The sequence below is a fragment of the Nonomuraea sp. NPDC003707 genome (genome assembly GCF_053587055.1).
Genome location: NZ_JBSFNK010000021.1, coordinates 25,696 through 50,110 on the forward strand (window position 1 = coordinate 25,696; position 24,415 = coordinate 50,110).

19 protein-coding genes are annotated in these 24,415 nt (G+C 72.8%); 4 read left to right on the plus strand and 15 right to left on the minus strand.

Going from position 1 to position 24,415, the window contains the following annotated elements:
• Positions 1 to 8 precede the first annotated feature (8 nt).
• On the plus strand, positions 9 to 158 hold the full coding sequence (locus tag ACWDRB_RS40825) for a hypothetical protein (RefSeq protein WP_319719248.1): 150 nt from the start codon (positions 9 to 11) through the stop codon (positions 156 to 158).
• Positions 151 to 3,285 (plus strand): type 2 lanthipeptide synthetase LanM family protein, encoded by a 3,135-nt coding sequence (locus ACWDRB_RS40830; protein ID WP_449903101.1) that lies wholly within the window; start codon positions 151 to 153, stop codon positions 3,283 to 3,285. The genes ACWDRB_RS40825 and ACWDRB_RS40830 overlap by 8 nt, the downstream gene beginning before the upstream one ends.
• Before the next feature lie 4 nt (positions 3,286 to 3,289).
• On the opposite strand, the gene ACWDRB_RS40835 is transcribed toward ACWDRB_RS40830, so the two are convergent.
• From ACWDRB_RS40835 to ACWDRB_RS40855, 5 genes are read right to left on the minus strand one after another with little or no spacing between them, the layout of a single operon-like run.
• A complete protein-coding gene (locus tag ACWDRB_RS40835) occupies positions 3,290 to 7,132 on the minus strand; it encodes a type I polyketide synthase (RefSeq protein ID WP_449903104.1) in 3,843 nt (1,280 codons plus the stop codon).
• Positions 7,132 to 8,190: a ketoacyl-ACP synthase III family protein gene (locus ACWDRB_RS40840; protein ID WP_363975825.1), complete on the minus strand. Its 1,059-nt coding sequence runs from the start codon at positions 8,188 to 8,190 to the stop codon at positions 7,132 to 7,134. Before ACWDRB_RS40840 ends, ACWDRB_RS40835 begins: the two co-directional genes overlap by 1 nt.
• Positions 8,191 to 8,237: 47 nt before the next feature.
• Entirely contained in the window at positions 8,238 to 9,287 is a 1,050-nt protein-coding gene (locus ACWDRB_RS40845; protein WP_449903107.1) for a ketoacyl-ACP synthase III family protein, read from the minus strand.
• A 36-nt stretch (positions 9,288 to 9,323) separates the two neighbouring features.
• Positions 9,324 to 10,196, minus strand: a complete 873-nt coding sequence (locus ACWDRB_RS40850) for a phytanoyl-CoA dioxygenase family protein (RefSeq protein ID WP_449903110.1) — start codon at positions 10,194 to 10,196, stop codon at positions 9,324 to 9,326.
• Positions 10,189 to 11,727, minus strand: a complete 1,539-nt coding sequence (locus ACWDRB_RS40855; protein WP_449903113.1) for an FAD-dependent monooxygenase — start codon at positions 11,725 to 11,727, stop codon at positions 10,189 to 10,191. Before ACWDRB_RS40855 ends, ACWDRB_RS40850 begins: the two co-directional genes overlap by 8 nt.
• A gap of 243 nt (positions 11,728 to 11,970) precedes the next feature.
• On the opposite strand from ACWDRB_RS40855, the gene ACWDRB_RS40860 reads away from it, so the two are divergent.
• Positions 11,971 to 13,200, plus strand: a complete 1,230-nt coding sequence (locus ACWDRB_RS40860) for a cytochrome P450 (protein WP_449903116.1) — start codon at positions 11,971 to 11,973, stop codon at positions 13,198 to 13,200.
• A 9-nt stretch (positions 13,201 to 13,209) separates the two neighbouring features.
• Entirely contained in the window at positions 13,210 to 14,157 is a 948-nt protein-coding gene (locus ACWDRB_RS40865) for an aldo/keto reductase (protein WP_449903118.1), read from the plus strand.
• A gap of 18 nt (positions 14,158 to 14,175) precedes the next feature.
• Here the strand turns inward: ACWDRB_RS40865 and ACWDRB_RS40870 are convergent, their stop codons facing one another.
• The 10 genes from ACWDRB_RS40870 to ACWDRB_RS40915 form a co-directional block, all read right to left on the minus strand.
• The gene (locus ACWDRB_RS40870) at positions 14,176 to 15,018 is read right to left on the minus strand and encodes a hypothetical protein (protein ID WP_449903120.1); all 843 of its coding nucleotides are present in this window, start codon (positions 15,016 to 15,018) and stop codon (positions 14,176 to 14,178) included.
• Positions 15,019 to 15,021: 3 nt separating this feature from the next.
• Positions 15,022 to 15,348 (minus strand): hypothetical protein, encoded by a 327-nt coding sequence (locus ACWDRB_RS40875; RefSeq protein ID WP_350735925.1) that lies wholly within the window; start codon positions 15,346 to 15,348, stop codon positions 15,022 to 15,024.
• Positions 15,349 to 15,469: 121 nt separating this feature from the next.
• Positions 15,470 to 16,429: a sugar phosphate isomerase/epimerase family protein gene (locus ACWDRB_RS40880; protein ID WP_449903122.1), complete on the minus strand. Its 960-nt coding sequence runs from the start codon at positions 16,427 to 16,429 to the stop codon at positions 15,470 to 15,472.
• Positions 16,426 to 17,034 (minus strand): nucleoside deaminase, encoded by a 609-nt coding sequence (locus ACWDRB_RS40885; RefSeq protein WP_449903125.1) that lies wholly within the window; start codon positions 17,032 to 17,034, stop codon positions 16,426 to 16,428. The genes ACWDRB_RS40880 and ACWDRB_RS40885 overlap by 4 nt, the downstream gene beginning before the upstream one ends.
• Positions 17,031 to 18,575, minus strand: a complete 1,545-nt coding sequence (locus ACWDRB_RS40890) for a GMC oxidoreductase (RefSeq protein WP_449903127.1) — start codon at positions 18,573 to 18,575, stop codon at positions 17,031 to 17,033. Before ACWDRB_RS40890 ends, ACWDRB_RS40885 begins: the two co-directional genes overlap by 4 nt.
• A gap of 25 nt (positions 18,576 to 18,600) precedes the next feature.
• Positions 18,601 to 19,740, minus strand: coding sequence for an ROK family protein (locus ACWDRB_RS40895; protein ID WP_449903129.1), 1,140 nt, complete (start codon positions 19,738 to 19,740; stop codon positions 18,601 to 18,603).
• Positions 19,740 to 21,107: a carboxylesterase family protein gene (locus ACWDRB_RS40900; RefSeq protein ID WP_449903131.1), complete on the minus strand. Its 1,368-nt coding sequence runs from the start codon at positions 21,105 to 21,107 to the stop codon at positions 19,740 to 19,742. Before ACWDRB_RS40900 ends, ACWDRB_RS40895 begins: the two co-directional genes overlap by 1 nt.
• An 18-nt stretch (positions 21,108 to 21,125) precedes the next feature.
• A complete protein-coding gene (locus ACWDRB_RS40905) occupies positions 21,126 to 22,007 on the minus strand; it encodes a carbohydrate ABC transporter permease (protein ID WP_449903134.1) in 882 nt (293 codons plus the stop codon).
• A complete protein-coding gene (locus ACWDRB_RS40910; RefSeq protein WP_350735945.1) occupies positions 22,004 to 22,903 on the minus strand; it encodes a carbohydrate ABC transporter permease in 900 nt (299 codons plus the stop codon). The genes ACWDRB_RS40905 and ACWDRB_RS40910 overlap by 4 nt, the downstream gene beginning before the upstream one ends.
• Before the next feature lie 7 nt (positions 22,904 to 22,910).
• A complete protein-coding gene (locus tag ACWDRB_RS40915; protein ID WP_449903138.1) occupies positions 22,911 to 24,209 on the minus strand; it encodes a sugar ABC transporter substrate-binding protein in 1,299 nt (432 codons plus the stop codon).
• Between the last annotated feature and the right edge of the window lie 206 nt (positions 24,210 to 24,415).

Consider the following 24,415-nt stretch of genomic DNA (forward strand, 5'->3'; position numbering starts at 1 on the left):
AGGTAGTCATGAACCAGTCGTATGCCGGATTCGCCGGCGACCCCGCTCTGGAGCTGGACCAGGCGTTCAAGGTGAACACGCTCAGCGAGGACCGTGCCAGCGCCACCATCAGCGCGGTCACGCGGATCTGCTCCGGAACGGTGTCCTGCTGTGCCTGATCCTTCCGGGTACGCCCTCGCGGGCGTACCCGCCCCTTTACGTGCGGCTCCGCTGGCCGAACGCCTCCGGGACCCCTCCCCCGGCCCGCCGGGCGAGGGCGCCAGGCAACGGCTGGCCGGATGGCGCTCCGCCAAGCCGTTCGACACGCCCGGGCTCTGGCAGCGGCGGCTGGCGGCCGACGGCCTGGACGAGGACCGCCTGCTCGCCCTGCTGGCGGGCCCCGCCGACACCGGTGAGCAGCCGGAGTGGATGGACATCGTCCACGACAGCGGCTTCCTCCTCGACGGCGGCCCCGGCGCGGACTGGGAACTGACCCAGATCAACCTGCTCTCGACGCTGGTGGCCCCGCTGCCGCGGCACGGCCGCGAGCTGCTGCGCGCACGGCTCGACGGGCTCGGCGGCGCGCTGTTCGAGGACGGGGTGTTCCTGGAGCAGGCGTTCGGGCCGCTGACGGAGCTCCTCCATCGCCTCGTGGCCCGTACCGCCGTGGTGGAACTGCGGGAGGCGCGCGACGCGGGCGTGCTGGGAGAGGGCGGCAGCGAGGAGCGGTTCCGCCGTTTCCTGGCCGGCTACGAGAACGCCGAGGGGCGGGCGCGGCTGCTGGAGAGGTATCCGGTGCTCGTCCGCCAGCTCGCCGTCGCCGTGCGGAACTGGGTGCGCACCAGCGCGCTGCTGGCCGAGCGGCTGGTGGCCGACGCGGACGCCCTCGGGGTGACGAGCCCCCTGGCCGAGCTGCACAGCGGCCTCGGCGACCGGCACAGGGGCGGGTTCAGCGTGTGCAGGCTGCGCTTCCACGACGGTCTCCAGATCATGTACAAGCCGCGGCCGCTCGCCGTGGACGCGCACTTCCAGCAGTTGGTCCGCTGGTTCAATGACCACGGCGCGAGCCGTCCGCTGCGGACCCTCGAGGCGCTGGACCGCGAGGAGTACGGCTGGGTGGAGTACGTGCGGCCGGAGCCGTGCGCGAGCCGCGAGGCGCTGCGCGATTTCTACCACCGGCAGGGCTTCCTGCTCGCGCTGCTGCACCTGCTGCGGGCCACCGACTTCCACGCGGAGAACCTGATCGCCGCGGGCGACCAGCCGGTGCTGGTGGACCTGGAGTCGCTGCTGGCCCCTGAGCTGCCGCTGCGCGACACGAGGGTGACGGCGGTCGAGCACGCCATGGGCCGGCTCACCCTCGGGTCCGTGCTGGCCGTCGGACTGCTCCCGCAACCGGCCTGGACGGCCGAGGACGGCACGCTGGTCGACGTGTCCGGCATGGGCCACCCCACGAACCTGAACACCCCGATGCCCGTTCCGTTCCTGGTGGACCTGGGCAAGGACACCATGCGCATCGAGCTGGCGCACAAGCCGATGGAGACGCCCGGCCACCGGCCCGTCGCGCCGGACGTCCCGCTCGACCTGAACGAGTTCCGCCAGGACGTGCTCGACGGGTTCACCGAGGCGTACCGGATCTGCGAACGCGAGCGGGAGGCGCTCGCGGGCGTGCTGGAGATGTTCCGAGGCGACCGGGTCAGGGTGATCGTCCGGCCGACCATCCTGTACGAGGCCATCCTGCGCACCGCCTTCCACCCGACGCTGCTGGGCGACGGCTCCGACCGTGACCGGCACTTCGACGCGCTGTGGCGGGAGTCGCCGTACCTGCCCGCGCTCGACCCGTGCATCGCCGCCGAGCGCCGCGACCTCTGGAACAACGACGTGCCGTACTTCGGCGCCATCACCGACGGCGCCGCGCTGCTGGGCAGTGGCGACGAGCCGGTGCCCGGAATCTCGGTGCGGCCCGCGATGGACGCGGTGCTCGAACGCCTGCGCACGCTCGGGCCCGAGGACTACGCCAGGCAGCGCTGGCTGGTGCACGGCACCATCGGCCTGGCCGCCGCGAACGACCACAGCCTCCAGGTCATGCCGTCCTACCGGCTCGAACCGGTCACGGGAGAGCCTGACGCCCTCGTGGCCGCCGCCGCGCGCATCGGCGAACACCTCCACGAGCTCGCGATCACGGCGGAGGGAGGCGCGCAGTGGTTCGGGGTCAACGCCACCACGGACGGCCAGTGGTCGCTCGGGAGGTTGCGGCCCGATCTGTTCCACGGGTTGAGCGGCATCGCCCTGTTCCTGGCGCACCTCGGCGCGCTGAGCGGCGACGACCGGCACACCGGGCTGGCGCGCGCCGCGCTGGAGACCGCTCTGGAGCAGGTCGGGCGTGGCCTGCTGGGCCGGGATCTCGGGATGATCGGGTACGGCGGCTTCGTGTACGCCCTCAGCCACCTCGCCGCCCTGTGGCGGGACGACCGCCTGCTCGGCCGTGCGACGAGCCTGCTCGATCCGCTGAGTGCCGCGATCGAGGCCGACCGCGAGTACGACATCGTCGGGGGCTGCGCGGGCGTGCTCGCCTGTCTGCCCAGCCTGCACGCCCTGACCGGGGATCGGCGCGTGCTGGAGGTCATGGACAAGGCGGCCCGGCACCTGTTGAACAGCCGTACCGGACCGAGCTGGTTCTCCGATTCCCTTCGAGGCCATGCGGACCGCCCCATCTCGGGCTTCTCCCACGGAACGGGCGGCATGGGGTGGGCGCTGGGGCTGGCGGGCGAGCTGCTCGCGGAGGACGCCTACGTACGCGCGGGCGTCGAGGCCATCGGGTACGAGCAGGAGAGCTTCGACGCCGGCACGGGAACCTTTACGGAGCTGCGCGACCATTCCGCGATCGACCTTCCCGCCGACGCGCCGCCCACCACGTTCTGGTGCTACGGCCCGATGGGCATCGGCCTCAGCCGGGTGCTGGCCTCCCGATGGCTGCCCGGGTCACTGGCGCGGGCCGAGGTCGACGCGGCCCTGGCGCTCACCAGGGCGCACGGCTTCGGGCGCAGCCAGTGCCTGTGCCACGGCGACTTCGGCAACCTCGAACTGCTCCTGCAGACGGCGCAGCTCAGGAACGATCCTGAGCTGCGCGCGGAAGCCGCCGGCCTGGCGCACGCCTCCGCCGCGCGGCAGGAGTGGGCGTGCGGCACGGTGAGCGGGGTCCAGGTGCCGGGCCTGATGACCGGACTCGCCGGCATCGGGTACGGCATGCTCCGCGCCGCACGCCCGGACCGCGTTCCCGCCGTGATCGCCCTGGAGCGCCCGAGGTGACTCCTCAGCCCGCCTCGGCGCTGCCGTTGCCGTTGCCGTTGCCGTTTGAGGCGGACACCAGCCCGGCGATGTAGTCGGAGACCGCGGCGACGGTCGGTTGCCGCCACAGCAGGGTCGTCGGCAGCGAGCACCGGAACCGTTTCTCCAGCCGCCGCCGGACCACCACCGTCAGCACCGAGTCCAGCCCCTGCTCGACCAGCGGCCGGTACGGCGACAGGTCGGCAGGAGCCAGCCGCATCTCCTTGGCGATCTGCGCGCCGACCTCTTCGAGCAGGAACGCGCGCAGCTCCGCCGGTCCCAGGTCGGCGATCGACTCGGCGGGCCGCACGCCGGCGGCGCCGTTCTCCGCGCCGTTCTCAGCACCGGCCGGCACGTCGATCACCGGGTAGCGCAGTCCCGACAGCCAGCCGACGACGGCGCCGGCACCGTCGGTCACCCGTACCTGCACCGTGTCGGCGCGCTCGGGGTCGAGCCACACCTCGATGTCCACCGTGCTCGGCGGCTCTCCGAGCGTGACCAGCCGATCGACGTGCGTCACCATGCGCAGCAGCGGGTCGCCGGGGAACGCGCTCGGCGCCACCGACATCGCCGCGTCCAGGACGGGCGCCCACGTGGCGGACGGCCCGCACCGTACCCGGGCGCGCAGCGCGCCGTGGCCGCGCAGCAGCTCCTCGACCTGCCAGTCGAACCCGGTCTCCGGCACGCCGACGGCGGCGAGCCGCTGCCCGACCAGGCCCGGCTCCGCCGGCGTGAGCGGCCGCGCCGGTGGCACGGGCGCCTCCCCCGGCGTCGAGGGCACCGTGGCGGTGGCGATCAGCTGCCAGGCGGCGTCCGGCTCGCCCGCGGCACGGGCGGCCAGCCGCAGCTCGCTCCCCTGCCGCACGACCTGGACCTCGCGGCGGTCGGCGGTCAGCAGCGGCGCCGACATCATCACCTCGCCGAGCAGCTGACCTCCGGCGGCGGCGAAGAAGGTCGCCGCGAGCACCGCGGCCGGTACGATCTCCACGCCCTCGATGGCGTGGCTGCCGGGATAGGGCCGCGTCTGGTCGTCCACGCCGGTCCGCCAGAGCCGTACGTCGGTGCCCGCGAGATCGACGCCGTCGCCGAGCAGCGTGTGCGTGTCCGGATCGTGGCCGCGGCCGGCGGTGTCCGGGGCCGACGGCGTACGCCAGTGCCTGCGGTGCTGCCAGGGGTAGGAGGGGAGCACGACCGGACCGCCGGCCGGCTGCAGCCGCTGCCAGTCCACCTCGAGGCCGGCGCAGTGCGCCGCGGCCACACCGGCCGGCAGGGTGACGCTCGGGGGACGGTTGCGCCGCAGCGACGCGCCGACGAAGACCTCCTCGTGCCCGCCCGCGCCCAGCGTCTCCAGCACCGAATGGGTGACCACCGGGTGCGGGGAGATCTCGACGAACGCGCGGTATCCGTCCTCCGCGGCCGCCGCGACGGCGTCGGCCAGGCGCACCGGCCGGCGCAGGTTGGCCGCCCAGTACGTGCCGGCGAAGCCGTGTTCCGCCCGCGGATCGTCCAGCGCCGTCGAGTAGACGCGGATGCCGGGGGCGCCGGGCGTGAGGTCGGCTGCGGCGGCGGTCAGGTCGGCCAGCAGCGGATCCATCTGCGGCCCGTGGAAGGCCACGTCCGAGGCGACCCGGCGGGCCGGGATCCCCTCCTCGAGCCAGCCGGCCAGCACCTCGGCGACGGCGTCCGGATCGCCGGAGACGACCGTCGAGCCGGGTGACGACGCGATCGCGGCGACCACGTCCGTACGGTCTCCCAGCAGCCGCGCCGCCTCATCGAACGGCAGCTGCACCATGGCCATCGCGCCGCGACCGGCGACCCGCCGCAGCAGCCTGGACCGCCGGCAGATCAACCGGGCCCCGTCGAGGCGGCTCAGCGCTCCGGCCGTCACGGCGGCGGCGATCTCGCCGACCGAGTGGCCGATGACCGCGTGCGGGCGCACCCCGTACGCACGCCACAGCTCGACGAGGCCGAGCTGCATCGCGAAGATCATGGTCTGGATCCGGTCCACGTCGATCAGCTCGTCCTCGGTGAGCGCCTTCCGCGGCGAGAAGCCGATCTCGACGGAGAACACCGGCTCCAGCTCGTCGATCACCGCGGCGAACGCCGGCTCGGTCTCCAGCAGTTCCCGGCCCATGCCGGCCCACTGCGAGCCGTGTCCGGAGAACACGAACACCGGGCCGGGGCCGGGGTCGATGAGCACCCGTCCGGTGGTCACGGCGTCGTGCGGGGTGCCGGCCGACAGGGCGCGCAGCCGCACGGCCAGCGCGGCCGGATTGTGTGCCGCCACCACCGCCCGGTGCGGCAGGTGGGCCCGGCGCAGGGCGAGCGTGTGCCCGACGTCGGCCGCCGGCAGGCTACCGGCGACGTCGGCGAGGTTGCCGGCGGCCTGCCGCAGCGCCGCCCGCGACGCGGCGGACACCGGGAACAGCCGGCCCGCGGCCCCCTCGGCGGAAAGTCCCGCGATCCCTTCAGCGGATGGCTCTGCGGCCCCTTCGGCGAATGGCCCGGCGGTCCTTTCTGCGGACGGCCGGGCCGGCGGCGCCTCTTCGAGGACGACGTGGGCGACGGTGCCGCCGTAGCCGAAGGCGGAGACCGCGGCCCGGCGCGGATGCGCGGAGCCGGGCCACGGCGTCGGCGCGCCGACCACCCGCAGCCCGGCGGCCTCCCAGTCGACGGCCGGCGTGGGGGTGTCGAGCCGGCTCGGCGGGATCTCGCCGCGTTCGAGCGCCAAAACGGCCTTGACCAGGCCGGCGATGCCGGCGGCACCCTCGAGGTGACCGATGTTGGACTTGGCCGAGCCGATCAGGCACGGCTGCTCCGGCGGCCGGCCCGCCCCGTACACGGCGCCCAGCGCGCCCGCTTCGAGCGGGTCGCCGACCGCGGTGCCGGTGCCGTGCGCCTCGACGTAGCCGACCGTGCCCGGCTCGACGCCCGCCTGCCGCAGCGCGCGGCGCATGACGTGCTCCTGCGCCTGGCCGCACGGCGCCATGATGCCCGCGGTGCGACCGTCCTGGTTGACCGCGCTGCCGCGGATGGTCGCGAGGATCCGGTCCCCGTCGCGTACGGCGTCGGCGAGCCGCTTGAGCACCACGACCACCGAGCCCTCGCCCCGCCCGTAACCGTCGGCCGCGGCGTCGAACGACTTGCTGCGCCCGTCCGGTGCCAGGGTGCCCGCGGCGTCCAGGGTGAGCGTCTCGCCCGGGGACAGGATGAGGTTGACCCCGCCGGCCAGCGCCACGTCGGTCTCGCCGGCCCGCAGGGCCTGCACGGCCAGGTGGACGGCCACCAGCGACGCCGAGCAGGCCGTGTCCACCGCCAGGCTCGGGCCGCGCAGGTCGAGCGCGTACGACACGCGGTTGGCGACCGCGCAGCCGGCGGCGCCGATCCCGGTCCACGCCTCGATGTCGGGCAGGTCCTCCAGCAGCCGATGCCCGTAGTCGCCGGTGCAGACGCCCACGTACACGCCGGCGTCCGTGCCGGCCAGCGCGTCCGGGGACACCCCGGCGTGCTCCAGCGCCTCCCACGCGGTCTCCATCACGAGCCGCTGTTGCGGGTCCATCAGCTCCGCCTCGCGCGGCGAGAGCCCGAAGAATTCCGCGTCGAAGTCGGCCACCCCGTCCAGGAAGCTGCCGTGCGCGAGGGTACGGCGTACCGCCGCCGCGTACGACGGGCCGCGGTCGGCGTAGTCGCGCCAGCGGTCGGCGGGCGCCGGTCCGCTGGCGTCCCGTCCCTCGCACAGCAGGTTCCAGTACTCCTCCGCCGAGCCGACGCCGCCGGGCAGGCGGCAGCCGATCCCGATCAGCGCGATCATCTCGACCGGTCGATCCATCACACGTCACTCCGCATCCGCGCCCACACGGGCGACTCGAGAATCTCCACGACGGCGGCCGAGATCGTCACGCCCGGTCCGAAGCCGAACATCAGCAGGTGGTCGCCGGGCTGGAGGGCATGGTCGCGGACCAGGTGCTCCAGCGCGAGGATCTGGTCGCTGGCCCCGCAGTGGCCGATCGTCCGGCCGAAGTCCCAGGCCGACCGGGACGCCGGGATGCCCAGCCGGTGCTCGCAGATCTGGTCGGCGATCTCCTGGGAGGTGTTCATGCACGCCACCCGGGTCACGTCATCCGGCTTGATCCCGGCCTCCGACAGGGCCCGGTCGATCACTTCGGCCATCCGCTCGTCCAGCGTCACGAGCACCCCGGTGCCGTCGCCCTCGACGACCGCGCGCCGCCGGAACACGTCGTTGTGCGCCCCGAAGTCCACCGTGCGGCCCTCGGTGACGCCGGGCGGGAACAGCGGCTCGGCGCAGCGGTGCATCTCCTCGGCCTCCGACACCGACATCGTGCACACCGACGCCAGCCGGGCGAACCCCGGCTCGGTGTCGAGCACGAGGGCGCTGCCCGCGTCACCGGCGACGGCCGCGGGCAGCATCCGCCACCGGTCGACGAGCGGGGTGCCGTAGTTGTCGGCGGCGACCAGCAGCGCCGCCTGGCGGCCGGGCGCCGCGCGCAGGTAGCTCGCGGCCAGCTCCAGGGCCGCGAACATGCCGTTGCAGCCCTGCTTGAGCTGGGTGGACAGGACGCCGTCGCCGACCAGATGGCGTTGCACGTACGCCTGGGGCGGCCAGCCCTCCGGGCCCTGATGCCAGGTCGAGACGTACAGCAGGAGGTCCAGCTCGGTGGGGGAACGCCCGCTGCGGGCCACCGCGCTCCGCGCCGCCCGTAACGCCATCTCCGGTGGCGGGACGTCACCGGCCACCGCGACCGCGGCGAGCCGGTGCAGCTCGACCTCCTCGGCCGAATACCACCCCGCCGCCACGGCCTGCTCCACGCTCACCGTGGCAGGGAGGTACGACCCGACCCCGCTGATGTACATGTCCGCCGTCTCCATGCCGCCTCCCGGGCTCGTCGAACTCGATCCTCGATGCGGGCGCCTGCTCAGCCGGGCCCGCCGGGGGCGTACTCCTGGGGGACGTCGAGGATCCGCAGGACGGCGCAGGCCATGGTGGTGCCAGCGCCCAGCCCGACGAGCAGCATGTAGTCGCCGCGGGCCAGCGCCCCGGCGGCCATCAGATGGTCGAGGGCGACGAACTGGTCGCTGACCCCGAGGTGCCCGACGCTCGCGCCGTAGTCCCAGGTGGTGTCGGCCAAGGTCAGCCCGAACCAGTTCACCCCCCGGTGCTCCAGGTCGTCCCAGCGCCCGTGCGGGAAGGCCACGCGCGCCACCTCGTCGAGGGTGATCCCCGCCTCCTTGAGCGTGCGGTCGACCAGCCCCATCAGCGTCGTCTGGATCGCCAGCATGACGTCGGCGCCGTCGCGGGCGAAAAGGCGCTTGCGGAACTCGCGGTTGCGGGCGGCGAAGTCGAGCGGCCGGCCCACGGTCGCGTCCGGCGGGAACATCGGCACGCCGCCGTCGTTGACCGACTCGGCCTCCGGGAGCACGACCACGTTGACCGAGCGCAGCTCCGCGAAGCCCGTGTCCGTGGTGAGCAGCAGCGCGCACCCGGCGTCGCCCATCACGTTGCCCTCGATCATGCGCCACCGGTCGACGAGCGGGGTGCCGTGGTTGTCGGCGCCGACCAGCAGCGCGCTGCCGCCCGGCCGCAGGTATCCGGCGGCGAGCTGCAGGGCGCTGAACAGCCCGCAGCATCCGTGCCGCAGCTCGACGGACAGGACGTCGCCGCCGATGAGGTGCTGCTGCAGGTAGTACTGCGGCTGCCAGCCCTCCGGTCCCTGGTGCCAGACGTCGGCGTACAGCATGAGATCCAGGTCGCGGGGTGACATCCCGCCGGAGCGCTCAAAAGCGTGGCGGGCCGCGCGGAGCGCGAGCTCCGGAGCCGGTACGTCGCCGGCCACCGCGGCGCCGCCGAGGCGGAAGTACTCCATCTCGTCGGCCGGGTAGCGGCCTTCGGCGACGGCCGTCTCGACGCTGACCACCGGCGGCAGATGGACGCCGATACTGCGCAGGAAAATGTCGGGTGTTCGCATGCGTCCTCCTTCAGCGGTGCGAAAGGCCGTCGGGCCTCACTGGGGGCCCGCCGTCGCGGCGGGGTTCTCCGCCCCGTCGCGGAGCAGCAGCATCGGATCGCTCAGCTCGTACAGCCCGCACATTGGAGGGCAGGCCTCGTAGCCGAGGAGCCGCTGGATGTCCTCGGGGTAGCCGCGGACCGTGTCCAGCGGCAAGGACAGGTAATGGTTCTCCTCCTGGCGGAGGTTGCCGAGGTCGTAGGCGTACGACAGGCCGGTGCGCGGCGCGTCGGAGGCGTTGACGCCGGCGCCGTGGTAGGTGCTGCCGAGCCACAGCAGCGCGGCGCCGGGCCGCATCTCGGCGGGGACCGCCTCGTCGTCGCAGGGCGCCCGCTCGTCGTCCCACCGATGGCTGCCCGGGATCACGCGGGTGGCGCCGTTGCGCGCGGTGAACTCGCTCGCGGCGACCATGACCTGCACCCGGCTCTCCGGACCCGGGTGGGTACGGAGGTGGGCCGTGTCGTCCCGGTGCAGCCCCTGGAGCGGCACGCCGGGCCTGATCTGGATCGCCCGCGATATGCCGAGCTGGATCGTCGGGACCAGCTCCACGCGCTGCTCGCCGAGCCAGGCCTTCACCGGGCGCTGCAGGAAGTGCCGCGCACAGCCGAGGAGGTGCGGCTGGCGCATGATCGCGATCGAGTGCCCGCTCCGGCGTATCAGACCCGGCAGGATCCGGGTCTTCTCGCCGACCAGGCGGCCGTCGCCGTCCGCCTGGCGTTCCAGGTCCGGGCCCAGGTCGTGCCACAGACCGCGGAGCGTGCCGGCGTCGACGAAGTCCTCGATGATCACCGCTCCGTCCCGCTCGACGACGTCGATCGCCTCGGCGAGCGGCGCCGACCCGGGCAGCGTGGTCAGCTTGGGGTCACTCATCGCGAAGCCTCCTGTCCGGGTGGCCGAACCATCGGGTGAGGGCGCCTCGCAGCGACGCCGGGTCACCGGGCGTGCTCCAGGCGACGAAGCCGTCCGGGCGGATCAGCAGGGCGTCCGCCGGGGCCTCGGCGCATTCGGCCGTGACCATGTCGATCCGGTCGGCCCAGGGTTCGGCGAGTGCCCGCGGCTCGGGGCCGGCGCCGAGGTCGAGCAGCAGCGGCCGCCCGGTGCGTTGCAGCTCCGCGAGCCGTACGGGGCCGTCGGCGCACCGTAGGCGCAGATCCGGGCTGTAGCGCCCGACCAGCGGACCGGTCAGCGACGGGTCTCCCATGTCGTAGCTGATGTGCAGGTCGTCGACCAGGGAGGTGAGCTGCCGGTTCGCCTCGTCGCGGAGCAGCAGCTCCGTGAGCAGCCGGCGCAACGCGTCGACGTACGGGCCCGGGCGCATCAGCGCGATCGAGGCACGCTGGATCTCCAGCGTCTGCTCGCCGATCGGGTGCCGCTCGGAGTGGTAGGTGTCGAGCAGGTCCTCATGGCACCAGCCGCGCGCGACCGCGGCGAGCTTCCAGCCGAGGTTGAGGGCGTCTCCCAGCCCGAGCCGCAGTCCCGGGCCGCTCCAGTGCGAGTGGACGTGTGCCGCGTCGCCGACGAGCAGCACCCGCCCGCTGCGGTACGTCTCGGCCTGCCGCGCGTTGTCGGTGAACCGGGTGATCTTCTTGACCTCGGTGACCGTCACCTTGGTGCCGCTGAGCCGGCGCAGCGACTCCTGGAACTCCTCGAGCGTGATGGGGGCGTCCCGGTTCGCCGGCGGGCCGTCGAACTCCAGCGTGATGAACCGGGGCGGTCCCTCCTCGTACACGAGGAGCCCGCCGTCCTTGCGGAACCAGCCGGGGAGATGGAATTCGGGGTCGTCGATCTCGGCGAAGGCACGGTATCCGGCCGTGACGCCGTCCGTGCCAGGGAAGGCGATGCCCGACAGCTTCCTGACCACGCTCCGGCCGCCGTCGCAGCCGGCGAGCCATTCCGCATCCATCCGGTACGGCCCGTCCGGGCCTTCGACGTCGAGACACACCCGGTCGTCGTCCTGGACGAAACCGGTGACCGTGTGGCCGCGCCGTACCTCGACGCCCAGGTCCGCCGCGCGCCGCGCCAGGTCCTCCTCCAGAAGTTGCTGGGGCACCAGCAGGTCGGGGGACTCCGGGCGGAGCAGGAACATGGTGGCGAAATGCCGCGCGCCGGGGAACGCCTTGGGGAGCAGGCTGTCCGGCCGCCGCTCCCCCTCGGCGATGCGATCCTGCTGCTCGGACGTCAGCGGCGCGGCAGGCGCCTCGGTCACCCCGATCATGAGACCGCGACGGTCCATGATGTCGATGGCCCGTCCGGTGATGCCCTCGGCCTTCGGGCGCCATTCGATCGCGGGCAGCCGTTCGAGCACCACCACCGGAACGCCGTGGAGGGCCACCTCACAAGCGAGCATGAGCCCCACCGGTCCCGCACCGACAACTGCGACCTGCGCATCCAGATACGCCATTGACACCTCTGCTGGAGGAGAGAAAGAGACTGCTGAAAAAGCTGCCGGGTCGCCACTACAGACCGGCGATACTCACGGCGGTTCGCAACGTGAGTGTTGACAGATGTGCCTCCGGGCGGTCAGCGCCGATGCTAATCGGATGATCCATAAATGACTAGTGGTGTCATTTTTCGGACTCACCATGCATAATCATCAGCGCCGATGATCAACGGCGTGCCGGGCACGCAGGTGGGAGGTTGCCGGATGAGCGATGGTCGGAAGGCCCAGCCGTTGGAGACCGACCGGCCCAATCCCTTCGACCCGCCCGTCGAGCTGCGGAAGCGAGCCCCGCTCAGCCGGCTCGCCTATCCCGACGGGCACGTGGGCTGGGTGGCGACCGGGTACGCCGTCACCCGCGCCATCCTGGCGGACCCACGCTTCAGCACCCGGCGCGAGCTGCTGCACCAGCCGGTCGGCCGCGAGCGCGCGCAGCAGCGGCCGACGCCGGCCGAGCCGGGGATCTTCCCCCACATGGACCCTCCCGAACACACCCGGTACCGCCGCCTGCTGAGCCGCCATTTCGGCCCTCGCCGCGTCGCCGAGCTGACGCCCGCGATCCGGCGGTACACCGCGCAGGCGCTCGACGCCATGGCGGACGCCGGGCCGCCCGCCGACCTCGTCGCGTCGTTCGCCGTCCCGGTTCCGGCGCTGGTCATCTGCGAGCTGCTCGGCGTCCCCGCGCGGGACCGGCACATGATCCAGGCGGCCACCGGAGTGATGAACGACCTGGACTCCACACCGGGCCAGACCGCCGAGGCCGTGATGTCGATCACGGAGACGGTACGCGGCCTCCTCAAACGCCTGCGCGCCGGATCAGGCCCTCCGGACGACGGACTGCTGGCGCACGCCGTGGCGACCGGCGGCCTGAGCGACGACGAACTCACCAACCTCGGGATGGTCCTGCTGGCCACCGGCCATCTGCCCACGTCGAGCATGCTCGCGCTCGCGACCTTCGTGCTGCTGGCCGACCCGGCCCGGCGAGCCCGCCCGGCCGCGGACCCGGAGCTCGCCGAACCGGCGGTCGAGGAGCTCCTGCGGTACCTGTCGATCCTCCAGTTCGACGTACGGCGCACCGCGCTGGCCGACGTCGAGCTCGGCGGCCAGGTCATCGCGGCCGGCGAGACCGTGGTGCTGGCACTGCCGGTCGCGAACCGGGACCCGGAGCGGTTCCCCGACCCGGACACCCTGGACCTGGCCCGCTCCGCGACCGGGCACCTGGCCTTCGGGCACGGCATCCACCAGTGTCTCGGCCAGCATCTCGCCCGGGCCGAGCTCCGCATCGCGCTGACCGCGCTCTTCGAGCGCTTTCCCGACCTGCGCCTGGCCGTTCCGGCGGCCGAGGTGCCGACCCGCGACCGCATGGCGGTGTACGGGGTGGACCGCCTGCCGGTCACCTGGGGCCCTGCCCCGGCGGACCGTTCGAGCGAAGGGTGACTTCGGATCATGCGTTACAGGACCTTGGGCGATTCCGGCCTGCGGGTGTCGGTGGTCGGTCTGGGCTGCAACAACATCGGCTCGCGGATCGACGTGGCCCGTACCAGGGAGGTGGCGGACGCGGCGATCGAGGAGGGCGTGACGCTCTTCGACACCGCCGAGGCGTACGGCGCGGTGCACGGCGCCTCCGAGGAGATCCTCGGCGAGGTGCTGGCCGGCCGGCGGGACCAGGTGGTGCTGGCCACCAAGTTCGGCAGACCTGGCGACCAGAGTGCGGCGTCCGGAACGCTGGGCGGCCGGTCGTACATCCGGCGCGCGGTGGAGGGGTCGCTGCGCCGCCTGCGTACCGACTACATCGACCTCTACCAGTACCACTTCCCCGACGGCGTCACCCCGATCGAGGAGACGCTGGAGGCCCTGACCGAGCTGGTGCGGGAGGGCAAGGTGCGCTACGTCGGCAGCTCCAACTTCGCCGGCTGGCAGATCGCCGAGGCCGCGCACGTGGCCCGCGCGAGGGGATGCGCACCGTTCGTGTCGGCGCAGAACCACTGGTCGTTGCTGGAGCGCGGCGCCGAACGCGAAGTGGTGCCGGCGGCCCTGCACTACGGGGTCGGCGTGCTGCCGTACTTCCCGCTGGCCCACGGGCTGTTGACGGGGAAGGTGCGGCGCGGGCACGAGCCGCCGGCCGGGAGCCGGCTCGCCGAGCGCCCCCACCTCGTCACGCCGGACAAGCTGGACCGGGTGGAGGCGCTGACGTCCTGGGCCGACAAGCACGACCGGTCCCTCCTGGACGTGGCCATCGGCGCGCTGGCCGCGCTGCCCGGCTGCGGCTCGGTGATCGCCGGCGCGACCGCCCCGGAGCAGGTCCGGGCCAACGCGGCCGCCGGCGACTGGGAACCGACCACCGAGGAACTCGCCGAGATCACCGGGCTGATGCCGCTCCTCGCGGCGGTTTGACGGCGCGAGCCTCGTACGTCAAGGCGTCGTGCGCCCCAGGCTCGCGATCTCCTCGCCCGACCCGCCGCCCACGGCCACCCGCCCCGCCGCGACGAGCCCGTCCAGCACCCGCGAGAACTCGAACAGCTGCAGCCCTGACAGCGCCTGAAGCTTGCGCAGCTCGGACGTGCCGTTGGCGCGGAGCACGTCCAGCAGCACCTGCTCGGCGGGCGGCGCCTGCTCGAAGGCGGGCCGCAACGACTCCACCAGCTCCCGCAGGACCTTCTCACCGATCAGCGCCTGCAACGACAGACCCAGCACGTACGACTTGACCTGCTCGGGAAGGGTGGCCTCCCGTCCCGAGCGCAGGGACGCGATCCGATCCTCGACCACCTTGACCTCGGCGGGCGTGAAGTTCTGCAGCGCCGCCACCGCGTAATGGAACAGCGCGTCCGCGCCCCGCTCGAACGGGAACCCGCCCATGATCTCGCCGACTCCCTTGGACCGGATCCTGGCCCGCCCCCGATCCACCGCCCGGTCGGCGGCCGACAGGATCACCGTGAGCACCGCGCTCGGCCCGACCCCGATCACCTGGTTGCCCGCCGTGACGTTGAACAGCGAACTGCGGAACAGCGCCCCCGACCCGAACCCCGCCGCCAGCACCTGCGTGAACGTGACGCTCTCCCCCGTCGCGCCGAAGGTCCAGCCGAACTGCGTGACCGTCCACAACGCCGCCGCCGCGCCGCCCGCGTTGACGGCGACGTAGAAGGCCGCCGGCACCGACCACAGCGCCCCGGCGGGGTTGTCGCGATACCGCGACACCAGCTCGGCCAGCGCGACGAGCGCGCCGATGAGGACGACCGCGAGAAAGGGCGCCCACATGGCTCACACCTCGCGATACAGGTGGACGACCTCGTCGCCGGGAGGTCCCTTGACCGTCACCAACCCTTCTTCCGTCAGCTCCGCCAGCACCGCCGTGAACTGCAGGAACGACAGCCCAGCCCGGTCCTGCAGGTCCGCGATGCGCATCTGGCCGCCGGCGTCGACCAGCGCCCGGACGGTCTCGTGGGTTCGGGGCGAGCCGAGGGCACGGCGGAACGCGGAGCCCCCGCCGTCCTCACCCGTGGCCCTCGACAGGTCGTGCACCGAGCTGTCGCCCCGGCGTGGAGGCGGAGGGACGTTCGACGGTCCCGGAAGGCGCTCAGACGACATGGGAACCCTTCTGTCAGCCTGCGCTCACCTTGCGACAGCCGGTAGCCGGTGTCAATGTCGACCGGCATGTCGGCTCGACCACCCCTTGCCGTTCCTGCGGTCGGCCGGCTCGGCGCCGAGGTCAGGCCGGAGACGGCCGCGTCCTGGCCGCGCGCACGACGGCCGTCCCGGCCCGGAGCGCGGCGACGGGGTCGGCCGCCTCGTCCAGCTCGATGAGCACGATGCCGGCGCCGGGTGTGCGGGACATCGCCTCGGCCCACCCTCGCCAGTCCACGATGCCCGTTCCCAGCTCGGTCATATAGGGCTGCTGCTGGGCGAAGACGGTCTCGTCGATGGTGAGCTCGACGTCGATGGGCTTGACCGCGTCCTTCCAGTGCGCCAGCGCGATGCGCTGGGCGTGGCGGCGCGCGACGGCGACGGGGTCGCCGCCCCCGAGCGCGATGTGGCAGGAGTCGGGGCAGAGCCACACGTAGCGGGGATCGGTCAACGCCATGAACAGGTCGATGTCCCTCTCGTACCAGAGGGTGCTGTTGGACTCGGTGTGGAAGGCGAGCTTCACACCGTGCCGGGCGACGGCCTCGCCGGCCACGTGGGCGATGTCGGCCATCCGGGTCATGTACGCGGCGTCGACGAAGAAGGGCGGGCGCGTCCCGAACGTCTGGCGCATGGGCAGCCCGGCGACGAGGAGTTCCGCGCCCACGTCGGCGAGGAAGGCGGCGTGCCGTTCGGCGTCGGCGACGATCGCGGGCAGGTTGTCGCCGTCCCGCCAGTCGGGTGCTTCGCTCGCGGCCATGAAGGCGCTCACGACGGACAGGCCGCGAGCCTGGAGTTCGCGGCGGAACGACGGCGCGTCGCCGAAGGCCCGCAGGGCCGAGTCGATGTCGCCGGGCGCGAAGGTCAGCTCGATGCCGCTGACACCGGCCTCGGCCAGCGCGTCCAGCACCCGCTCCCAGAACCGGTCGGGGTTCTTGAGCGCCCATTCGCGAAAGTCGCCGGCGGAGTCGAGCCCCCAGAACCCCGGGTGGTAGAAGGTGATGATGTCGGTGGCGAAGCGGGGTTCGGTGGTGTTCCCCAGCGTCATTCGGTGCCTCCGCGGGCGTTGTAGACGGTGACGCCGCCGGTGTCGACGGCCTTGCGGTAGTCGCGGAACACGGCGAGCGCCTCGTCCCGGAGCACGTCCCGGGTGACCCGGATGCCGCGTGCCTCGAACTGCTCGGCCCAGTCCGCGCCGAGCGGGCCCTCGTCGAACGTGGTGATCTCCTCCAGTTCGGGGCCCTCGCCGGCGACCACGAGGCCGCGGATCCCGGACCACATGGCCGCGCCGTAACACTGGATGCACGGACGCCAGTTCACGACCAGCTCGTGTGCGGGTGACCCGTCGCCGCCGAGGTCCCAGCCGCCGACGGCCCGCTGGGCGAGTCCGAGCGCGACGACCTCGGCGTGCGCGCTGGAGACGCCGGAGGCGAGCACGACGTTCACGCCGACCGAGACGATCCGGCCGGACTCCGGCTCGGCGACGATCGCGGCGAACGGGCCGCCGTTGCCCTCGCGCCAGTTGCGGTCGGCGAGGCGGTGCACGAGGCGCATCCGGTCGTCGCGGCCGGGGACGAAGGCGGGCACGGCGGCCAGTTCGTCGTCGATCCACGCGGGCAGCGCGACGCGGTATTCCTTGGCGACGTCGATCACGATCGTGCTTCCTCTCGGTGTGCGGCCCGTGCCGCGTGTCGTCCTGCGACGGCGCGAGCGGCCCGCACCGCGGTAACCGCGCCGGTCAGGGTGACATTGGCGGCCATCGCGGTGGGGATCACACCGTTGCCCGCAACGTACAGGTTGTCGAAGCCCCACACCCGGCCATCCGGGTCGCACACGCTCGTGCCGTCGTCGGCCAGACCGGCGCGGACCGTGCCGGTCTGGTGCAGCGACGAGCCGGGCGGCAGCAGCGCGCGCTCGGTCGCGGGATCGAACGAGCCGAACTCCTCGGCGATCGACCGGACCTCGTCGAGCGCGCGGCCGATCAGCGCGCGGTCGGCGTCGGAGTAGCCGAACTCGACGGTGATCCGCGGCATTCCGGCGAGGTCGGTCCGGGTTTCCGAGAACACGAGCCGGTTCTCGGGGCGGGACTCGACGGGGGCGTACAGTCCCAGGCCCACGGAGTACGCGAGGGCGTCGCCGCCTTCGTCCACGTACGTGCGGTTCATGATCTGTCCGTGGAACGGCTGTGCCGCTCCGTTCTGGGGCAGCCAGAGCGAGTCCGTGCTGAACTCGCCGGGGCGCGGCAGGGGCAGGTCGCCGCGGCCGAGGCCGTACCGGTCGAGGTCGAGGAGCACCCGGGCGGTGATGAACGCGTGCTCGTTGAGGTAGCGGCCCAGCGCCGCGGGCCGGATGCCCGAGGCGAACAACAGCTGCGGAGTGCGCAGCGCGTCGGCGCACACCACCACGGTGCCCGCCAGGAGCTCCCACTCGGCTCCGTCGGCGACGCGGCGCAGCCGGGCCCCGGCGACCCGCCCGCCGGAGACGAGGAGCGTCGTGGCCAGCGTGCCGGTCGTCAGGGTGAATCCCGGGTCCCCGCCCGCCGCGATCGCGGGGAAGATCGTCCCCGGGGCCGTGCGTGGCATGGGACCCGACGCCGTCGCGGTGACGGCCATGGGCATCGGCTGCGGTCGCCGGTCGCCCGGTCCGACGCCGTCGAAGCGCCGGCGCAGGACGTCGAGCACCGTCCGGCCGACCTCGGTCGGGCCGATCGCGGACGGCGTGACGGCGAGCGCCCGGCGGGCGGTGTCCAGGTCCGCCGCCCAGCGGTCCGGATCGCCGAAGTCGAACACCTCGGCTCCGGCGGGCCAGGGCGTCGCGGCGGTCCAGTGCACGCCCATGCCGCCCGCGTTCCACGCGAGCGCGGTCGCCGGCATCGCCTCGGCGTCCTCGCCGAAGGCGAGCGCGTGGAACATGCCGGGCGTCAGGTCGGTGAGGCCGCCCGCGGCCTCGCGCACCACCTCGGCGCCCGTGTACATGCCCTGGATGCCGGTGGCGACCCGGTCGTTGTAGCGCGACCAGAGGACCGGGTCGTCGAGGTCGTGCAGGTGCAGGCCGGGGGTCTCCCCGATCGCGGTGCCGCCGTCGACCATCGTGATGTCCAGCGCGGGATCGGCCTCGCGCAGCAGCCGGGCCACGACGGATCCCATGATGCCGCTGCCCACGATGAGGACATCGGTGCAGGGGGTGTCGGTCACAGTGAGACTCCAAGCTCGTGCCGGATCATTGACTCGGGGTGAGTGGGCCGAACAGTTCGGTGTCCATCCGGTCGAGGGCCAGCTTGACCGCGCCGACGAGCGGCGCGTCGCGGCCCAGGCCGGTGGCGCGCAACTCGACCGCGGGGGCGCGGGCGTCGCGCATCGCCGCGCGCACCCGGGGCAGCAGCACGTCGGCCGCGTCCTCCAGGCCACCGCCGAGCACGATGAGCGACGGTGCGATGGTCCACGACAGGGTGGTGAGGATCGAGGCGATGTTCTCCACGAATTCGTCGACCTCCGCCAGCGCGGTCGCGTCACCGGCCCGGGCGGCGTCGAAGCGGCCGAGCGCGACGCTCCGTTCGGCCGGTTCCGGTGAGGTCAGCCAGGCCACCGGGCGGTTCTCGATGGAGCCGGTCGGTATCGACCGCGCTTCGACGATCTCACCCGCGGCGCCGTCCAGACCGCGGTGCACGGCTCCGCGGATGAGGATGCCGAGGCCCGTCCGGTTCCCGAGGATCGCCCATACGACGTTGTCGTGGTCGTTGGCGACGCCCCGCCAGCGCTCCGCGAGCGCGCCGAGGTTGGTGTCGTTGTCCGCGAACCAGGGGATCCGGATGCGTTGCCTGAGCTGTTCGGGCAGGTGCACGCCTTCCCAGCGGGTCGTGTGGACCAGACGCCGGACGACCCCGTCGTCGTCGATCGCGCCGCCGCTGGCCACCGCGCCGGCGCGCAGCCGGTCCGCCGACCCGCCCGCGTCGTCGAGCGCCGCCAGCACCAGCGCCGCCGTGTCGTCGAGGGTGGCCTGCGGATCCTGGTAGGAGCGCAGCAGCCGGTGCGCCCGGCCGACGATGCGGCCGCGCACGTCGGCGATGACCGCGGACACGTCGGAGGTGGTGACGCAGACGGCCGCCAGCAGCGCGTGTTCGGCCCGCAGCTCGTAGCGGCGGGCGGGGCGCCCGGCGTAGCCGCTGGTCGGCACGCGGTCCAGCTCGGTCACCCAGCCCGCCTCGACGAGCGAGTCCAGGATGAGCTCGATGGTACGGCGGGACAGCCCGGTCTGCTCGGCGAGCTCGGCCAGCGTGATCGGCCCGGCCGACACGGCCAGTGCCCGGAGGGTGACCGAGGTGTTGACGCGACGGACGGCGCTCTGGTTCATCCCGGGCATCAGCACTCCTCCACCGCCCGTACGACGGGGTCGTACACGCCGGTGGTGTCGGCCGCGAGGGCCGCTCCGGGCCGGCCGTATTCGCGCGCCGGATCGCCGGGCCCGCCGGTCGCCCGCGCCCAGGCCGGCTCCCGGCCGCGCACGAACCCGGCCAGATCGGCGTGCATCAGCGTGGCCAGGTCGGCGGGTGGGTTCGGTCCGAGGGCCTGGACGACGCCGGGCGCGTCGAGCACGTCGAAGAAGAACGGCAGGTCGGCGCAGTGCGCGGCACCGCCGAGCACGGGAGACGGCCATTCGAAGGAGTACAGCCAGGTCCCGGCGGCGGCCTGGCGGCGGGCGGCCGCCGTGCGCGCGCAGGCGGAGCGGAACAGGGCGTCCGTCAAGCGGGTGCCCGCCGCGCGGGCGGCGGCTCTCGCCTCCTGCTCGATGGCGCCGTCGAACTCGTCGGCCGTCGCGCCGAGCAGCACGGGCACGTCGTGCCCGTGGACGGCGAGCCCGTCGGCGATGGGCACCGGCAGGAGGTCGTCGCCGACGCACGGCCCGAGCACGAGCCCGCCGCCGCCTTCGTCCCGCAGGTCGATGACCGCCTGCTGGATCTGCTCCACCGTGCGGCTGCCGAATCCGGTGGCCGTCGGCGGCACGCCGAGCCTGCGCCCGAGCCGTTCGAGGAGGTCGCGGGCGGCGTCCGCGCCTCCACCGAAGAGGCCGCCGGACAGGCTGACCGCGCGGTGGAAGCGGCCTCTTCCCGCGGGTGAGGAGAGCAGCGCGAGCACCGCCGCGCCCCCGGCCGACTGGCCGGCGATGGTGACCCGGTCGGGATCGCCGCCGAAAGCGGCGATGTTCTCCCGCACCCAGTCCAGGGCGAGCAGCAGGTCGAGCAGCGCCAGGTTCGGCCGAACGCCGTCCAGCGGGGCGAATCCGTCGACGCCCAGCCGGTAGCCGACGGTGACGCAGACGACGCCGTCGCGGGCGAAGGCGCGGCCGTCGTACCACGGGCTGGCCTGGCTCCCGGCCAGGAAACCGCCGCCGTGGATCCACACCATGACGGGGAGGGGCCCGCGGTCGTCGTCTGGGGCCGGGGTGACGATGCCGAGGTTCAGCACGTCGTCGCCCGGGATCGACGGCTCCGGGATGGTCGTCGTGGCGAACAGCGGCACGCGCTGCGAGGTGGCGCCGTGCCGGGACGCGTCGAACGGCTCCGGGAACCGGCCACGCGGGACCGGCGGGGCGAACCGCCGCACTCCGGTGGGTGCTTCGGCGTAGGGGATGCCGAGGAAGCGCCTTACCTGGCCGGCGCGGCGGCCGATGATCGTGCCCGCGGGAGCATGAACGGTGACCGGCTCGCCGGGCGCGTCGTATGAGTCCATCCGATCATCCAACACGGCTCACCGCATCCCCGTTCCGGCGACGCCCTGAACGAAGTAGCGCTGCAGGAACAGGAAGAGCACCAGCACGGGCAGCATCACGACGATCGCACCCGCGAGGAGCAGCCCGTAGTCGGTGACGTGCGACGCGGCCTGGCTGGTGGCGGCGAGGCCGACCGGGAGCGTGTAGCTGGACATGCTCTGAGCGACGATGAGCGGCCAGATGAAGTTGTTCCAGGAGGCGAGGAACGACATGATCGTGATCGTCGCGACGGCGGGGCCGGCCAGCGGCAGGAAGATGCGGAAGAAGATCCGGAACTCGCCGGCGCCGTCGATGCGGGCCGCTTCGAGCAGTTCGCCGGGGATCGACATCGCGTACTGCCGCATGATGAAGACCGACATCGGCATCGCCACGCCGGGCAGCGCGATGCCGGCGAGGGTGTCCGCCAGACCCATGTCGACAGTGATCACGAACTGCGTGACGAACACCGCGGTGAACGGCACCATCATCGCGGCCATGACGGCGCCGAAGGCGAGCCGCTTGCCCGCGAAGTCGAGCTTGGCGAGCGCGTAGCCGGCGGCCGACGCGGCCACGATGTTGCCGGCCACCACGATGATCGCGACCACGATGCTGTTGACCAGGTACCCGCCGAAGCCCTCGGTGGCGAACAGCCGGGTGAAGTTGCCGAGGGTGACGTGGGCCGGGAGCCACGCGCCGGGGTCGGAGCGGATCTCGTCGAGGCTGCGCAGCGAGCCGCTGATCACCCAGACGAACGGAAGCATGGTGAGCAGCGCGCACAGCACCAGCGCGCCGTACAGCAGGGGCCGGGTGACGGACCGGCGGCGCACGACGACCCGGGCGCTGATCATTTCGGTGTCCCGCACCGTGGCGATGGTGCTCATGCGCGGGGCCTCAGCAGCCGGAACTGGACGACGCTCACCAGCATCACGAGGACGAGCATCACGAAGGACGCGGCCGAGGACGTCCCGAGCGCCCCGGACCCGAACTGGTGGTAGGTGTACAGCGCCACCGATTCGGTGGAGCCCAGCGGGCCGCCGTTCGTCAGCAGGTACGGCTCGTCGAACACCTGGAGGTAGAAGACGGTCAGCAGCACCGACACCATGAGCGTGGTGGGCAGCAGCAGCGGCAGGGTGATGTTCCTCAGCTGCCGCCACCGGCCGGCCCCGTCGAGGGCGGCGGCCTCGTACACGTCCTGCGGGACCGCCTGCAGACCCGCGAGGAACAGCACCATCGCGGTGCCGAAGTTGCGCCAGATCCCGAGCAGGATGACCACGGGCATGGCCAGGTTCGGGTCGTCCAGCCAGTTCGGTCCGGCGAATCCGACGGCCCCGAGCACCTTGTTGACGGTGCCGCCGGCGTTGAAGGCGTACTGCCAGATCAGCGCGACGGCCACGATGTTCGTGACGACCGGTGCGAAGAAGACGACGCGGAACACGCCGCGCAGCCGCCGGATGCCGGTGTTGAGCGCGAAGGCCAGGGCGAACCCGATCCCCATGGTCAGCGGCACGCCGACCACCACGAAGAGCGCGGTGTTGAGGATGTCCCGCAGGAAGCTCTCGTCCTGGAACAGGCGGAGATAGTTCTCCAGGCCGGTGAAGTCGACGGCGAACGGATCGCGCAGATCCGTGCCCCGCAGGTCGGTGAGGCTGAACCCGAGCGCGGCGACGGTGGGTACAGCCGTGTAGAGCAGGAACACGATGGCGAACGGCGCGAGGAACAGCCAGGCGACACCCGTCCGGCGGGAGCCCCGGGGTCGGCGTGCGACGGTGGTGGTCATGTGCGCCTCACCGCGTACCCGTGCCGAGGCTCTCGGCGTACGCCTGGACGCTCGCGGCGGCCTGCTCGGCGGTGCCCTTGCCCTTGGCCACCGCTTCCATCTCCTTCCCCAGCCGGGTCGCGACCTGCTGCCAGGTGCTCACCTGCGGGAACGTCCGGGTGTTCTTCAGCTGGGTCAGGAAGGCGCCGAGGAGCGGCTGGCCCTTGATGGCGGGGTCCTCCCAGGCGGACATGACGGCGGGCAGCGAGCTGTACGCCTTGTACTGCGCGACCTGGGTGCCCGGCTGCGAGAGGTGCCGGACGAGCTTCCACGACGCGGCCGCGTTGCCGCTGGTGGCGAGCACGCCCCAGCTGCCACCCGCGGAGAAGGAGGTCCCGCCCGACGGCCCGGCCGGCAGCGGCGCGGTCGCGACGTGGGACGCCGTCCAGCCGGGCTTCTTCGCGGCGGTGTCGAGCTGACCGATGACCCACGGGCCCGTGATCATGGCGGCGGTCTTGCCCTCGACGAAGTACGGCTGCGAGTCGAGGAACGTGGGCCCGCTGGGGTCGGCGACGCCCGAGGTGAAGAACGACGCGTTGTACTTGAGCGCGTCGGCCATCGCCGGCGTGTCGAGCGTCCACTTGCCGTCGGAGGAGAGCAGCGAGCCGCCCGCCTGCCAGGCGTACATGGCGACGTCCTGGCCGTTGAAGATGTCCCAGCCGATGTCGGCTCCGAGGCCGTGCCCGGCGCCGGCGCCCTGGAGCGCCTTCAGGAACGGCACCATGCCGTCCCACGTGGCCGGCGCCTTGGCACCCGCCTTCTCCGCCAGGTCGGAGCGGTAGACGAGCGCGTAGGTGTAGGCGTACCAGGGCACCGTGTAGGCGACGTTCTTGGCCACGCCCGCGTCCCAGAGGCTCTTGAAGAAGCCGCCGGGGTCGACGAGGCCGTCCGGCACGGGCTGGAGGATCGACGGATCGAGGAACTGCGCCTGTGACTCGGGGAAGAACTGGGCGACATCGGGCCCCTTGCCCGCCGCGATCGCCGACTGGAGCTTGGTGTAGTACTCGGCGTTCGGGATCAGCGTGAACTTCACGGTGACGTCCGGGTTCGCGGCCTTGAACGGCTCGATGACCTTGTCGAGCACGTCGGCGTCGCCTTGGGCGGCCCAGACGTTGATGGTGCCGGTGGCCGGGGACGTGTCGATGGGCTTGGCGGTGCCGGTCGCGGCGGCGTCGTCACTGCGTCCGCAGCCTGCCAGGGAGAGGGTGAGGCTGAGAGCTATGCCGGCGGTCAGCCTTAGGGCACCGCGTCGGGAGAGGTTGGACACTCGGGGCTCCTGTCACACGAAGGCGCTGATCACAGTGGGGGGATTTCCGGCGAAAGTAGCTTTTTTGATCAGAGGGGCCGGATGGCGCCTATGCAGCTGTTTAGGACGGTAGGTAGGGCGTGTTTCGGCTGTGCAGCGGACCCGTCACGGAACAATTTCGGAACTTGTAGCAAAATAGGTTGATCACGCTCGGTGGCGGCCGTCGT

What these genes read in the sequence shown, in the direction of transcription:
- ACWDRB_RS40900 (WP_449903131.1), bottom strand. Translation starts at nt 21,107, where the DNA reads ATGGACTCATACGACGCGCCCGGCGAGCCGGTCACCGTTCATGCTCCC.
- ACWDRB_RS40895 (WP_449903129.1), bottom strand. Translation starts at nt 19,740, where the DNA reads ATGCCCGGGATGAACCAGAGCGCCGTCCGTCGCGTCAACACCTCGGTC.
- ACWDRB_RS40910 (WP_350735945.1), bottom strand. Translation starts at nt 22,903, where the DNA reads ATGACCACCACCGTCGCACGCCGACCCCGGGGCTCCCGCCGGACGGGT.
- ACWDRB_RS40880 (WP_449903122.1), bottom strand. Translation starts at nt 16,429, where the DNA reads ATGACGCTGGGGAACACCACCGAACCCCGCTTCGCCACCGACATCATC.
- ACWDRB_RS40875 (WP_350735925.1), bottom strand. Translation starts at nt 15,348, where the DNA reads ATGTCGTCTGAGCGCCTTCCGGGACCGTCGAACGTCCCTCCGCCTCCA.
- ACWDRB_RS40865 (WP_449903118.1), top strand. Translation starts at nt 13,210, where the DNA reads ATGCGTTACAGGACCTTGGGCGATTCCGGCCTGCGGGTGTCGGTGGTC.
- ACWDRB_RS40850 (WP_449903110.1), bottom strand. Translation starts at nt 10,196, where the DNA reads ATGAGTGACCCCAAGCTGACCACGCTGCCCGGGTCGGCGCCGCTCGCC.
- ACWDRB_RS40845 (WP_449903107.1), bottom strand. Translation starts at nt 9,287, where the DNA reads ATGCGAACACCCGACATTTTCCTGCGCAGTATCGGCGTCCATCTGCCG.
- ACWDRB_RS40825 (WP_319719248.1), top strand. Translation starts at nt 9, where the DNA reads ATGAACCAGTCGTATGCCGGATTCGCCGGCGACCCCGCTCTGGAGCTG.
- ACWDRB_RS40870 (WP_449903120.1), bottom strand. Translation starts at nt 15,018, where the DNA reads ATGTGGGCGCCCTTTCTCGCGGTCGTCCTCATCGGCGCGCTCGTCGCG.
- ACWDRB_RS40855 (WP_449903113.1), bottom strand. Translation starts at nt 11,727, where the DNA reads ATGGCGTATCTGGATGCGCAGGTCGCAGTTGTCGGTGCGGGACCGGTG.
- ACWDRB_RS40835 (WP_449903104.1), bottom strand. Translation starts at nt 7,132, where the DNA reads ATGGATCGACCGGTCGAGATGATCGCGCTGATCGGGATCGGCTGCCGC.
- ACWDRB_RS40860 (WP_449903116.1), top strand. Translation starts at nt 11,971, where the DNA reads ATGAGCGATGGTCGGAAGGCCCAGCCGTTGGAGACCGACCGGCCCAAT.
- ACWDRB_RS40840 (WP_363975825.1), bottom strand. Translation starts at nt 8,190, where the DNA reads ATGGAGACGGCGGACATGTACATCAGCGGGGTCGGGTCGTACCTCCCT.
- ACWDRB_RS40905 (WP_449903134.1), bottom strand. Translation starts at nt 22,007, where the DNA reads ATGAGCACCATCGCCACGGTGCGGGACACCGAAATGATCAGCGCCCGG.